The following is a 12,677-nucleotide window of genomic DNA, read 5'->3' on the forward strand; positions in this document are numbered from 1 at the left end:
ATATAACACTTTCAATGCAAGAGCTTGAGTTTGAACTTTGAAACTATTGGTCATCTTCATCTACGCATTTGTTTTCATAGTTTAAACACCATGTAATCAATTTGTCGACACTAATCGGGCGGCAAATATGATAACCCTGTGCCCAAGTACAGCCTTGTTGTTGTAAAAATGTCAGGCTTGCTTTATCTTCCACACCTTCTGCAACAGTGGTTAAATTAAACTTGTTGGCAAGTTGAATGACTGTTTCGACAATATCTTTATCATCTTGATTATGGCTTAGATTTAAGACAAAACTTTTATCAATTTTAAGGGTATTGACGGGAAAGTTTTTAAGGTAAGCCATTGAAGAGTAACCCGTACCAAAATCGTCAATAGCAAGTGAATAGCCTTGTAAGCGATAGTCGTTTAATAACTCACACGCTTTTTGGGCATCTTCCACTAAGTCACTTTCAGTGATTTCAAAGCTGACATGTGAACTATCAAGCTGGTTTTTATCAAGTAAGTTTTTTATTTTAGGCAGCAAACTTGCATCGTCCAGATCTCTGGCTGATAAGTTTATTGCGACACAAATCTCAACACCTTCTTTTGTCATCAAAGCAATATCGTGGATTGCACGTTCAATTACCCAGTGTGTAACCCCTTTGATTAACCCTGCTTGCTCTGCAATTCTAATAAATTCATCAGGAGGCACAAAGCCTAATTCTGGGTCTGTCCATCTTATAAGCGCTTCAGCCGCTCGTACTTTATTATTGCGAAGGTCAAGCTTTGGTTGATAGTTTAAAGAAAGATCTTGGCTATCATTTGCAATAGCCGTTTTGAGCTTATTAATAATTAATAGGCGGCGGGTATATTTTTGTTCAAAACGTTGATCAAACTTAAGTAAATGTTGGTTTGTTTCTTGTGCTTCATCTAAAACAATATTGAGTCGTTTATATAATTCACTTGCGCTTGATGCCTGTGATGGGCAATTAATACTACCAATAGCAAGCTTTATAGGAATGGCCAATTGTTCAATCAAAATAGGGCGTTCTAACTTTTGTTTGAGCGTGTATAAACTTTCTTGGCTAATCAAGTCTTTGGGAACCAATAAAAACTCTCCACCCGTTAAGCGAGCAGAGATACCTTCTATGTCCTCTAATCGTTTAGCAATTCCACTCAAGCAAGCGTCACCTGCCTGATAGCCAAACACATCATTGATATCTCGAAAGCCAATAATATTCATGCCAATGGCATCAAATGAACTGCCTGCTTTAATTTTCTCATCTATTTTGTCGCCAGCATGATATCGTGTGAATAGACCTGTTAATTGGTCATGTTGGGCTTGGTAACTGATTTCTTTTTCACGGTCATAAATGCTGCCTTGCATATCTTTAAAAGCGCTAGCTAAAGTTCTAAATTCTTTTGAGTTTGTACCTGCACTTATGCTTTGTTGATAGTCACCCTGTGATATATTTTTAGCAATTTGTGCTAAGTGGGTAAGGGGTCTTGATAGCTTGCGGGAATATGTGGCCGCTACGATAAATGCAAATGCTAGCGAGACAAATACAATGACTGAAATACTGGTTTTTAAGTTAGCAAATTCAGAAATTAGCTTTGATAACTGTTGTGTTAGTATCACGTTAATTTCTAGTTCATCACTGATATAAATATTAGATGTTTCACGAACAATCGCATCACTATTAAAGACTAAATCACTCCAACTTAAAGATGAAAAAGTGAGTATTTGTGGTGCATCAAACGCATTTTGTATTGCATTAACACTATATATTTGTGATTGATGAGAATACTCAAAACTGACATTAAGTTTAATGGTGTTTTCTAAATTTTTGACCAGCTGAGGTGAGATTTCAAAGCCGACCAATGATAACGCGATTGGTCTAGGAGCATCTATACTTAAAATAATCGTTTTATATACTTTGCCATCAACAACAATAAAACTCGAAAGCCCGCCATCTGCCATTGAAGATTGTACGTCTTGAGTATTTAATGTGACTGTGTCAATCATTGCTTCTTCTTTAGAGCTTGCGATCACATCACCTTGTAAGTCAAAAACGATCATCAAATCGGCTCTTATTCTGCTTCCATGATTACGCAGCGCGCTGACAATAGTTGGCGCGTCTTTAGTTGCGATAGCTTGCTTAAATCCAAAATCTTCAGTCAATACACTTGCTGATGTGAACAAGAGTTGTTCACGACTTTTTAGCACTTGTTCAAGTACATTTTCGGCAAGCTCAATGTCTTTTGCCATACGTTGTTGTGCTTGCTGATATGTCGCCCACCATACATTAGCCAATATCGTAAAGCTGGTAACTAATACCAGTCCACTAACAAGCCTAAAAATACTTTGGTTAAGAGAGCCTTGTTTAAACATCTATCTTAGAGCCTCTTAAATTTATTGTCGTTAGATGAGGCTGCTGGACTAACAAGGTTTAATTTTATGACGTTTTCTTGGCCCACAGTAATAGTGCGCTCAGTGTGGACTAAATCGTTGCTAACAGACAGGTGTTCATGCCAAATAGATATATCGCTCGATTGTGTCTGTATTGTTACGCGGCCTTGAGCGTCTGTGACGCCCGTTGCATTATTTGCACTGACATAAATGTATCCCACCATCGAATCATGGATATTACAGCCCAATACAACCAGACCGGCTTGATCAAACACCATGCTTTGTGAAGATTTACCGGAGTACATTTTTATTTCAAAGGGCTTGGGCTCTGAAAAGCTATATACATGATGACGAACATCATCGCTATTAGGAAATGAGACTTCAGTTCCTACCGGGATTGCTAAAACGCGAGGTTTAAAGGTGAAGTTGATTTGGTCCATGACGGCATAATTGCCATCGGTAGTTAAGTTTTGCTGTTCGCCTGTAAACGCCACCACAGCATCTTGTACAGGTGCATTATCCATATCAAGTATTAGAATACTTGTTTGTGATTGTGCGCAGACATTAAACGCGAAGGCGCTTACACACAAGGCCAATATACCAGCTAATACCTTCATAATTACCCAAAAAATAAGCTCTGAGTAATCTTATCGGCTAAGACAACCTATTTCTAAAGTCATTATAATCAAAGCTTTTAATTAAATCGAAATCACCATTTGTTCTAACAATTCCGATGCTTGGATGCGTTACTCCATTAAAAAAAGTCGTTTTTACCATGGTGTAATGCAACATATCTTCAAAAATAAGTTTACTGCCTACTCTAAGAGGCTCATCAAAGCTATATTTGTCTATTACGTCACCTGCTAAGCAAGAGTTGCCACCTAGCATGTAGGTGTAAGCTTTTTCATCTGCATCACCGGCACCGCTGACAATAGGGCGATAGGGCATTTCTAGTACATCAGGCATGTGCGCTGTTGCAGAAATATCTAAAATAGCAATGGGATATTCATTCTCAACAATATCAACAACTTCGCATATTAGAGGTCCAGCTTGCCATGCAACTGCAGAGCCTAGTTCCAAGATGATGCGTAAATTCGGGTATTTTTGTTTGAATGTCTTGAGGCTTAATATTAGGTGTTCAATATCATAGCCTTTTTTTGTCATTAAATGGCCACCCCCTAGATTTAACCATTTTAAAGAGGGTAAATATTGCCCAAATTTTTGTTCAATAGCATCTAAAGTTCGGGCAGTAGCAAACGAGTCGCACTCACATAAATTGTGAATATGAAAACCTTCTATACCTGCCAAATCTTGCTCTGCAAGTTGAGATGCAAGCACACCCAAGCGAGAACCGGGTGCACAAGGGTCGTATAAGGGAGTATCTGCTTCTTGGTTTTCGGGATTTACACGTAAACCGACAGACACATTATGTGCTGCAAGCATCGGTTTGTAACGTTGCCATTGATTAATACTGTTAAAGGAGATGTGCTCACATAATGGTGCTAGCTCTTCTATATCGCTAGGTTTATACGCTGGTGAGTATGCGTGGACTTCCTTACCCATTTCAAATTTAGCCAGCTTCGCTTCATTTACTGAGCTGGCAGTAGCGCCCTTTAAATATTGCCCAACCGTATCGAAAGTAGACCACATCGAGAAGCCTTTGAGCGCAAGAATAATGTCTACACCTGCTCGGCGCTGTACCTCTTCCATTAGCTCTAAGTTGGCAATGAGCTTGCCTTCATCACATACATAACATGGAGAAGGGATATTCATTTGAGCATAATTAATGTTCATTCAATACTTTCTTATATTCGCTACTGATTAAAAGGGCTCTGGTCACATTCCATTACATGCCATGGTAATCCATGCTTGTTTAACATTTCCATAAAGGGATCAGGGTCAAATTGCTCCATATTCCATACGCCTGGTTTGTGCCAAGTTTTATCTAACATAAGCGCCGCGCCGATCATGGCAGGAACGCCTGTTGTATATGATACCGCTTGTGCACCGACTTCTTCAAAACAAGCCGCATGGTCACAATTATTGTAAATGAAGATTGTTTTTTCTTTACCATCTTTCATACCGGTAATGTATGTGCCAATACACGTTTTACCCGTATAGCCATCAGCAAGAGAACTAAGGGTTAGGCAGTACGGCTTTTAAAAACTCAAGCGGTACAATTTGTTGTCCTTGAAAATCAATGGGTTCGATACTGGTCATCCCAATGCCTTCAAGTACTTTTAAATGATTAAGATAGGCATCTCCGAAGGTCATCCAGAATCGCGCCCGTTTTAAACTAGGAAAATGCTTGACCAAAGATTCAAGTTCTTCATGAAACATAAGATACGACGCTCTAACGCCAATATTTTGATAATCTAAATCTTCGCGTTGGCTAAGCGGAGGTGTTTCTTTCCACTCGCCGTTTTCAAAATATCGACCCACTTGGGTGATTTCTCTGATATTTATCTCGGGATTAAAATTTGTTGCAAACGCTTGCCCATGATCGCCGCCATTACAATCTACTATGTCCAAATAATGGATTTCATCAAAGTAATGCTTTGCGGCATAGGCCGTAAATACATTTGTTACACCTGGGTCAAAGCCGCTTCCTAACAATGCCATGATGCCTGCTTGTTCGAATCTTTCTTGATAGGCCCATTGCCAAGAGTATTCGAATTTCGCTTCATCTTTAGGTTCATAATTGGCTGTATCCAAATAATCGGTATTAGTCGCTAAACAGGCATCCATAATTGGCAAATCTTGATAGGGCAATGCTAAGTTGACAAGAAGATCAGGTTTAACTTCGTTTATTAAGTCGATAACTTGATTTGCATCATCAGCATCAACGGCATAAACACCTTTGACTCTGTCAATGCCCACTTCTTTTTGTAGCGCTTCGCACTTGCTAATGGTGCGACTTGCTAAGTAGATTTCATCAAAAAGTTGAGGAAGACGAGCACACTTTTTAACGGTGACAGAGGCGACACCACCTGCACCAATAATCAAGACTTTAGACATAAAATGGATTCCTTAATACATTTATGGCGTTTTAATAATGTAATAAATGTAGTCGTGTTTGTGATTTTTGCGCATTCTACCAGTAGAATTTCATAAACAAAACCAAAAAACACCTTGATGCTAGCAAGCCAGTGACTTGAATTTAATCGCTAAAGTCGCAGGTAAACGGCTTCCCTATGTCAACGCCTTCATAGGTAAACTCATAGGGGTAAACAGTAACCGTATTTTCCCCTGTGCTGTCAATGATAGTAAAAACAAGGGCGTCAACTTCAGGTTTGTTAGGATGAGTAATGGTCGCAGAGTATGCCATCAAACTGATGGCTTCTTTTTTTCGTTTTTTAAACTCACAAATTTGTGTTTGTAATTCTTCAATCATGCCGCTTTGTGCATCTTGGTCAGTATGAGGAGCAAAAATACAACGTGTCTCTTTGTCAATAGACACCACAGCAAATGGGTATATCGTGGCTGAATGCGTCAACATAAGCTCGCAAAAATCCAGCGCTTTGTACATCATAGATGCAAAAGGAATGTGCTGTTTTAATATGAGGTTTTGTTTCACAGATACCCTTAAATTATGTAAATGAACATAAAATGTAAACGGTACACTTGCCGGTATGGTTCAAACTAATATAAAAATAGTTAAACGCTGATGCCTTAACGATTGATTTGACAAGCGTTTAGTTTGCTCGCTTACCCTGTAAACCGCCAGTATGTACCACCAATATTTTACTATTATCGGCAAAATGACCGTTTTTAATTAGAGAATTGGTGGCAAACAAACACTTACCTGAATATACCTTTTCAAGAGGAATATCTGTTTTGGTCATAAATTCACTCATAAAGCTTTCTAAATCATCATTGGTTTTTGCATAACCACCTTGATGAAAATCATGTAATATTTCCCACTCTATGTTTTTACAAGTGTCGGCATCATCTTGCTTATCACACTGTGATGTTTGCTCCTGTAGCAATGCCTTAACTTGTTGCTCTAAATAACCGCTTCCTTTTAGCACAGCGATGCCGATAATTTTTGGAGGCATGTGCTTAGGCTTAGCTTTTGATCTAGCACTGTGGGCCTTAATGATTCCAGCAAGAGTGCCACCACTACCCACTGGCACAATGACATGGCTTAATTTAGGTATTTGCTGTGTGTATTCATCCACAAGGCCTGCAACGCCTGCAAGACAATCGTGATTAGATCCGCCTTCTGGAATGACAATGTCAATGCCATATTGCTTTACCAGAGAGTCGACATATTCGGGATCTACTCGTTGTTTGTAAGTCTGTTTGCTTACATAAACAATTTTTGCCCCCCATTTTTGTAGGTCATTTAACATTGGACTTGGTGACTGACTATAATCGCCTCTGATGATGGCTGTAAAAGAAATATCGCGAAGGTAACAAAGAAAACCTAAAGCATGTAGGTGATTAGAAAAACCACCTCCAAAGCTCAGTATATTTGGACGTTCACCTGGCCTAAGTTGTTCTAATTTATGGATGAGCGGCGTTAATTTTCGCCACTTATTTCCTGATATCGTGTGATGGATAAGATCATCGCGTTTACAATAGATAGTACTAGGTGACTTAATGACATGCAGTAAGTCAGTTATATTGACTACGGGAGATGGAAGGCAAGCCTTTGTAAAATCAGCCAAAATCTGTATCCATATACGTATTAAATTGGGGGCGTCTAAAGCTTAGGCATCATTACACAATCTTAATAATCTAAAACTACTTTTCAGCCGTTATCTTAATTACAATAAATTGAAATACCTCAATTATGTAGTTTAGCTGTACGAGAGAAAGAAATGAAATATTTAGTCCCATTAGTTCTGTTATGTTGCATGAATACGTCAGTATTTGCACGCGACCTTCAACAGTATATTCAAAACCCTGAAAAAGTCGGCGAAGCTCGATTGAGCGTTTGGGTTTGGGATGTGTATGATGCTGCGTTGTATGCACCGAAAGGCAAATTCACAGGAGAGCAACCTTTTGCACTTGAACTTAAATATTTACGAAATTTAAAGGGTGATGATATTGCCAGTCGTTCGGTCGATGAAATTAGAAAACTGGGCATGCAAGACGAAATTAAGCTAGCTAAATGGTATCAACAAATGAGAGATTTATTTCCTGATATCAAGGAAGGTCAAACGCTAACCGGCATTGTCGATGAAAAAGGGTTTAGCTACTTTTACTTCAATGACCAACCATTAGGAAAAGTTGACGATACCGAGTTTAGCCAATGGTTTTTTGATATATGGTTGTCTGAGAACACGTCAGAACCAGAAATGAGAGAATCGCTCTTGGGCCAAACTTCCTAAAGGAATCTGTATGTTAAGAATACTTAAATGTCGCTTTAAAGCGGCGTGTTTATTAATTGCCAGCCTGAGTGTGGCTGGATGCTCTGTATCGATTGATGGAGAGTCTTATCGAGCACATCAGCCAGACTTTAACTTAGAGGCGTTTTTTGACGGTCAAGTAAGGGCTTGGGGAATTGTACAAAATCGCTCAGGCGATGTTGTCCAGCGCTTTGTAGTGAACATTGATGGTAGTATTGATGAGCAAGGCCAATTAATATTAGATGAGACCTTTGAATATGGATTTGGTGATGGACCCAAAGAACGCATTTGGACCTTACGTAAAAACCCTGACGGCACCTACACGGGAAATGCTGGTGACATTGCCGGCGATGCTACGGGTAGGTCATACGGCAATGCGTTTAATTTTGTGTACGAGATGGACCTTGATGTTGATGGTACATCCTATCGTGTTAACTTTGATGATTGGTTTTGGGCTTTTGATGATAAGACCATGATGAATCGCTCTTACATTAAAAAGTTCGGCATTACGATGGCAGAAGTCACTATTTTTATGCAGCGTATAGATTAAGTAATATCCTAGCTATTCAACTAATAAGCGGCGAAAAGAGCATTACAAAGGAAGGTAAAAAAGGCATTTTAGGCCAGTCTTTTCGCCTATTTGAGATTCTGAAAACTCAATAAAGCCTCCGTGTAGGGTGACAATGGCGTTCACCAAAGACAAGCCTAAACCATTACCACTTGCGCTGCGACTGGCATCAGCGCGATAAAAACGACGAGTGAGTTTTTCTATTTTATCGGGGCTAACCCCAATGCCGGTATCTTGCACACAAAAAACGACATATTGCTGTTTATCATTTAAGCCAAGTTCATTTGCGTTAACCACCTTAAGCGATACGTCAATTTGACCATCGTTAGGGGTAAACTTGATAGCATTGTCTAAAATGTTTGCAAACGCTTGAAATAGCAGGTCTTTATCACCAAAAAATGCGTGAATCTGATCAGATTGGTACTGTAGTGTTATATCTTTATCTTCTGTTAATGCCCCATACAAATCTAAGGCATCATCACATATTTCAGTAAGGGATATTTTTGCAAAGCCCGCTTTTTTCCCAGAGTGTTCAATATCGCTAATGCGCAACAGTGAATTAAATATTGCCATCAAGTTATCGCATTCATCAAGTAAACTCGATTTCTCTTTTTCGTTCTCCAATGTCTCGATATGACTTTTTAGACGAGTCAAGGGGGTACGCAAATCATGTGCAATGGAGTCTGAAACTGAGCTAATGGCTGCCACAGAGTGCTGGATTTTGTCGAGCAATTGATTAAGTACTAGTGTCAGTTTGCTTAAATCGTCCCAATTTGAATCGACGTGCAAACGGTCACTTAGATTACCTGTTGCGATAATATCGTCTGCCGTTGCCGATATTTTATTAATCCGGTTTACAACATAATACGCGACGATAAGACTGGTAATCGCTACAACGCATAAAATAATGATCATCACCCAAGACGACGTTTGTGCTAGTGAAACGGCTAATTCAATATCTTGGACACTTCGGGCAATCAACAAACTATCTTTGTTACTAAATGCCATCACCATGGCGATCGCACGTTGTGGCTTTTGGTCTTCATAACCAAGGCTATCACTGCGTAAATTAATTTCTATATCTAATACGCCGTTGCGGACAATTTCAATATCACTGCCTTGGCCATTCTTGCAGGTTACCTGCTATGAATTTGTCACCCTCAGTTTTTAAAAAATAAAGGAAGTCATTAGTGCGATTATTGATGCGCTCTTCAACTGCTTGGATAACTGCTTTGCGCCCAGCGGCTTTATATAAACTTCTAAATCCACCTATATCCGCTTGAAGTGCAGCTTGTGTTTCTCTAATGAGTAAATCATCGTTGGCAACTGTTAAGGTATATGTGTTAAAACCTACCCCCAGCATCAACAAGCAAATAAAGAAAAAGCTGACAAAAAAACTAGAGCTTTTTGCATAAGCTTTGATTGCGCGCATTAATTATCCTATGTGCTACTGATCATATAACCGGCACCACGAATAGTTTCGATCATTGCTTTGTCGAAGCCTTTATCAATTTTGTTTCTTAGGCGACTAATGTGTACATCAATGACATTTGTTTGAGGATCAAAATTATATTCCCATACCTTTTCAAGCAGCATTGCTCGTGTGATAATTTTGTTTGGGTTGAGCATGAGATACTCTAATAACTTGAACTCTTTTGATTGTAAATCAATCACGGTTCCATTGCGTGTGACTTTACGATTAATAAGATCAAGCTCAAGCTCACCTAAGCTTAAAGAAGTCTGTGTCACAGGCGCGGCGCTTACTCTTGATCCTAGTATTTCTATTCGAGCTAACAGCTCTTCAAATGCAAAAGGCTTAGTCAAATAATCATCAGCACCCGCTCTTAAGCCTTGTACTTTATCGTCGACTTTGTTCTTAGCACTGAGGATAAGGGTAGGGGTCACTATGTTCTTTTCACGAAATTGACTAAGTACTTCAAGGCCATCAAGTTTAGGGAGCATGCGATCTAAAATGATTACGTCATACGTGCTTGTCAGGGCCAACTTAACACCATCGTCGCCGTTGTCGGCATGATCAATTTGATGCCCATTTTCTGTCAACCCTTTTTGGATAAATTGGGCAACAGTCGGTTCGTCTTCTACTAATAATATTTTCATATTAAAAAGATAGTCAAAAAGGTAAACTTTGTCAGGTTAAATAACTGTAATTCTTCAAAAAGGAACAATTTATGTTCGTTATCATTATTTGTGTTGCTATTGTAGTGCTGATGCCAATGATTGCTAAGGTACCCTTGGCATTTGAAATGTCAAAGTTAGGGCGCTACGACAACAAACACCCTCGTGAACAACACACTCAATTAACGGGGTTAGGAGCGCGAGCTTTGGCGGCGCATCAAAACTCCTTTGAGGCCATTGCCATGTTTGCTCCTACCGTCATTTTAGTGTTGGCTCTTGACGAACACAATGTGTACACCGCTCAACTATGCATTGCCTTTGTAATTTCTCGCGTATTTTATTTAGCATTTTATTGGTTAAATTGGGATAAATTACGTTCACTCGTATGGATAATTGGCTTAGTTACGATTATTGCTCATTACTATTTATTGCTAGCTTGAGCGCTTAAAACATAGACTAGGTGGGTAAGGCGTGAAGTTTTCAATTACACCGCTTGCGGCTGTTTTTTGAATTTCTTGCCAATAATCAGCACTGAGTAAATCTCCATGAAGTGCTTTTAACAGGTCTTTTAAATGCTTCTTACCCACAATAAAGTGTTCAAACTGCTCAGGGAAGACATCATTTGGCGCGACAGATAAGGTATCAAGTGCAAAAGGATCATCACTTTGCGGTAATGTTCGAAAATTACGTTCGTGCATGTAACATATTTCGTCATAGTCATAAAAAATGACGCGCCCTGTTTTTGTAATACCAAAGTTTTTATGCAACATATCACCAAGGAAAATATTGGCATAAGCAATTTGCTTGATACAACGGCCTAAGTCATCAATAGCGCTTCGCACTTTTTCTTCATCTGTTTCGGATTGTAAATACAGATTTAAGGGCGTCATTTTGCGTTCGATATACAAGTGATTTATCACGACTTCATCACCATCTATTTCAATACTGCTGGCACATGTATCAAGTAGATGATTAAGCAAGGTATCGCTGATTCTTGATTTTGAAAATCTAAAGTTAACGTACTCGTGAGTATCAGCCATGCGACCAACACGATCGGTTGTTTTTACTAAGCGATAGCAATCTTTGACATGTTCTCGAGTGATTTTTTTACTTTCGGCAAACTCATCGCGAATGATTTTAAACACAACGCCATAAGAGGGTAGGTGAAACACCGCCATAACTAAACCCTTAATGCCGGGTGCTAACTCAAATTGGTCATCTGAATTGTCTAAATGTTGCAAGTAATTGCGGTAAAAAACTGTTTTACCATGCTTGTAAAAACCCAAACTCATATACAGTTCAAAGTTCTTTTTATGCGGCAATAATTCTTGCAAAAATGCAACGGTTTCAGCTGGTAGTTGAGTTTGTGCCATAAAGTATGAACGTGCAAAACCAAAAATCACACTCATATGCGGTCGTTCGGTCAGCAAAGCGTCAACAAAAAGCGTACCCTCGCTGGACATTTGTAAGGCTATTACAAATGGAAGCGTTTCTTGTGGCATACAAATTCTGCCAACAAGGTAGGCTGCTTTGCCACGATAAAAAACGGACTGTAAAATCTCAACACTGTGTACCGATGCTAATTGTTGTTGAGTCATTCTTGAGCGAAGCGCTTTATCAAGATGTTGCATATCACGTTCTTTGTCTTCAAACGCGACTTTGAATCGGTAGGTATCAAAGATTTGCTCATAAAGCTCACGAACAGTGCCGGTTGTGTTAAAGCTATGCACAATCTTATGTCTATCTTGTCCAGACAAAAAACAGCGACTAGGTAAAACAAACATAATGTCATCATCAATTTGCTGATGCTTAAATATGCGACCTATCACAGAATTATAAAATGTTTCAGCTAACTCAAACTGGGGGTGATGATTGAGCAAGGAAGCAAAGTGTTGTTTGCTTTGTAGCCAAAAAGACTTACTTTGTTGACGCGGATTGATGCGCTGATATATCTCACTAATTGCCTCAGAGAGGCTTTGTTCATATAAATTAATGCGGGCTTTATTCGCTTGTTGGGATTCTGCCCACTGGCACTGCTCAAAACGTGCTTGAGCGCCCGCCGTAATCCGACTAAATCGGCGATATGACTTATCAAATCCAACAATGATTTGATAAGCCAAGTCTTTTGCGATGTCGACATCAGCATTTACTATTTCAGAACTTGAAAGATCTTTTTGCAATCTTTGCATTCAATATGGCCACATAAGCAACATGTTTGTCATCAAAG

General features: G+C 39.2%; 12 protein-coding genes and 1 pseudogene. 3 read left to right on the forward strand and 10 right to left on the reverse strand.

Translation table 11 applies throughout. The annotated features are described in order from the left end of the window. Positions 1–43 precede the first annotated feature (43 nt). The 6 genes and pseudogenes from ACZ1G6_RS02970 to ACZ1G6_RS02995 all read right to left on the reverse strand — a co-directional run bounded on the left by ACZ1G6_RS02970 (position 44) and on the right by ACZ1G6_RS02995 (position 7,062). Complete coding sequence (locus ACZ1G6_RS02970; RefSeq protein WP_472617994.1) at positions 44–2,371, reverse strand: bifunctional diguanylate cyclase/phosphodiesterase; 2,328 nt, start codon at positions 2,369–2,371, stop codon at positions 44–46. A 5-nt stretch (positions 2,372–2,376) separates the two neighbouring features. Further along, positions 2,377–3,006, reverse strand: a complete 630-nt coding sequence (locus ACZ1G6_RS02975; RefSeq protein ID WP_472617995.1) for a methylamine utilization protein — start codon at positions 3,004–3,006, stop codon at positions 2,377–2,379. Between the two features lie 37 nt (positions 3,007–3,043). Continuing rightward, a complete protein-coding gene (gene nspC / locus ACZ1G6_RS02980) occupies positions 3,044–4,183 on the reverse strand; it encodes a carboxynorspermidine decarboxylase (RefSeq protein ID WP_472617996.1) in 1,140 nt (379 codons plus the stop codon). Between the two features lie 20 nt (positions 4,184–4,203). Continuing rightward, a pseudogene (locus ACZ1G6_RS02985) lies at positions 4,204–5,407 on the reverse strand (saccharopine dehydrogenase family protein). A 142-nt stretch (positions 5,408–5,549) separates the two neighbouring features. Next, the gene (locus tag ACZ1G6_RS02990; RefSeq protein WP_472617997.1) at positions 5,550–5,966 is read right to left on the reverse strand and encodes a hypothetical protein; all 417 of its coding nucleotides are present in this window, start codon (positions 5,964–5,966) and stop codon (positions 5,550–5,552) included. A gap of 118 nt (positions 5,967–6,084) precedes the next feature. After that, positions 6,085–7,062: a 1-aminocyclopropane-1-carboxylate deaminase/D-cysteine desulfhydrase gene (locus ACZ1G6_RS02995; RefSeq protein WP_472617998.1), complete on the reverse strand. Its 978-nt coding sequence runs from the start codon at positions 7,060–7,062 to the stop codon at positions 6,085–6,087. A gap of 153 nt (positions 7,063–7,215) precedes the next feature. On the opposite strand from ACZ1G6_RS02995, the gene ACZ1G6_RS03000 reads away from it, so the two are divergent. Together ACZ1G6_RS03000 and ACZ1G6_RS03005 are read left to right on the forward strand one after the other, a co-directional pair. Beyond that, positions 7,216–7,728, forward strand: a complete 513-nt coding sequence (locus tag ACZ1G6_RS03000) for a chalcone isomerase family protein (RefSeq protein WP_472617999.1) — start codon at positions 7,216–7,218, stop codon at positions 7,726–7,728. Between the two features lie 10 nt (positions 7,729–7,738). Continuing rightward, positions 7,739–8,296 carry a DUF3833 domain-containing protein gene (locus ACZ1G6_RS03005; RefSeq protein ID WP_472618000.1) on the forward strand — a complete coding sequence of 186 codons (558 nt, stop codon included), beginning with the start codon at positions 7,739–7,741 and terminating at the stop codon, positions 8,294–8,296. Between the two features lie 42 nt (positions 8,297–8,338). Here ACZ1G6_RS03005 and ACZ1G6_RS03010 read toward each other — a convergent pair whose 3' ends face one another. The 3 genes from ACZ1G6_RS03010 to ACZ1G6_RS03020 form a co-directional block, all read right to left on the reverse strand. Beyond that, the gene (locus ACZ1G6_RS03010; RefSeq protein WP_472618001.1) at positions 8,339–9,322 is read right to left on the reverse strand and encodes a sensor histidine kinase; all 984 of its coding nucleotides are present in this window, start codon (positions 9,320–9,322) and stop codon (positions 8,339–8,341) included. A gap of 103 nt (positions 9,323–9,425) precedes the next feature. After that, on the reverse strand, positions 9,426–9,746 hold the full coding sequence (locus ACZ1G6_RS03015; RefSeq protein ID WP_472618002.1) for a hypothetical protein: 321 nt from the start codon (positions 9,744–9,746) through the stop codon (positions 9,426–9,428). 8 nt (positions 9,747–9,754) lie between these two features. Continuing rightward, positions 9,755–10,432, reverse strand: a complete 678-nt coding sequence (locus ACZ1G6_RS03020; RefSeq protein WP_472618003.1) for a response regulator transcription factor — start codon at positions 10,430–10,432, stop codon at positions 9,755–9,757. A gap of 71 nt (positions 10,433–10,503) precedes the next feature. Here ACZ1G6_RS03020 and ACZ1G6_RS03025 point away from each other — a divergent pair, with 71 nt between their 5' ends. Continuing rightward, positions 10,504–10,890 carry an MAPEG family protein gene (locus tag ACZ1G6_RS03025; RefSeq protein WP_472618004.1) on the forward strand — a complete coding sequence of 129 codons (387 nt, stop codon included), beginning with the start codon at positions 10,504–10,506 and terminating at the stop codon, positions 10,888–10,890. Here ACZ1G6_RS03025 and aceK read toward each other — a convergent pair. Continuing rightward, complete coding sequence (gene aceK / locus ACZ1G6_RS03030; RefSeq protein WP_472618005.1) at positions 10,882–12,639, reverse strand: bifunctional isocitrate dehydrogenase kinase/phosphatase; 1,758 nt, start codon at positions 12,637–12,639, stop codon at positions 10,882–10,884. The genes ACZ1G6_RS03025 and aceK overlap by 9 nt on opposite strands. Positions 12,640–12,677: the final 38 nt, after the last annotated feature.

The sequence above is a fragment of the Glaciecola sp. HA4-3 genome, assembly GCF_055693685.1.

What these genes read in the sequence shown, in the direction of transcription:
- ACZ1G6_RS02975 (WP_472617995.1), bottom strand. Translation starts at nt 3,006, where the DNA reads ATGAAGGTATTAGCTGGTATATTGGCCTTGTGTGTAAGCGCCTTCGCG.
- ACZ1G6_RS03005 (WP_472618000.1), top strand. Translation starts at nt 7,739, where the DNA reads ATGTTAAGAATACTTAAATGTCGCTTTAAAGCGGCGTGTTTATTAATT.
- ACZ1G6_RS02970 (WP_472617994.1), bottom strand. Translation starts at nt 2,371, where the DNA reads ATGTTTAAACAAGGCTCTCTTAACCAAAGTATTTTTAGGCTTGTTAGT.
- ACZ1G6_RS03025 (WP_472618004.1), top strand. Translation starts at nt 10,504, where the DNA reads ATGTTCGTTATCATTATTTGTGTTGCTATTGTAGTGCTGATGCCAATG.
- aceK (WP_472618005.1), bottom strand. Translation starts at nt 12,639, where the DNA reads ATGCAAAGATTGCAAAAAGATCTTTCAAGTTCTGAAATAGTAAATGCT.
- ACZ1G6_RS03015 (WP_472618002.1), bottom strand. Translation starts at nt 9,746, where the DNA reads ATGCGCGCAATCAAAGCTTATGCAAAAAGCTCTAGTTTTTTTGTCAGC.
- ACZ1G6_RS03020 (WP_472618003.1), bottom strand. Translation starts at nt 10,432, where the DNA reads ATGAAAATATTATTAGTAGAAGACGAACCGACTGTTGCCCAATTTATC.
- nspC (WP_472617996.1), bottom strand. Translation starts at nt 4,183, where the DNA reads ATGAACATTAATTATGCTCAAATGAATATCCCTTCTCCATGTTATGTA.
- ACZ1G6_RS03010 (WP_472618001.1), bottom strand. Translation starts at nt 9,322, where the DNA reads ATGGCATTTAGTAACAAAGATAGTTTGTTGATTGCCCGAAGTGTCCAA.
- ACZ1G6_RS03000 (WP_472617999.1), top strand. Translation starts at nt 7,216, where the DNA reads ATGAAATATTTAGTCCCATTAGTTCTGTTATGTTGCATGAATACGTCA.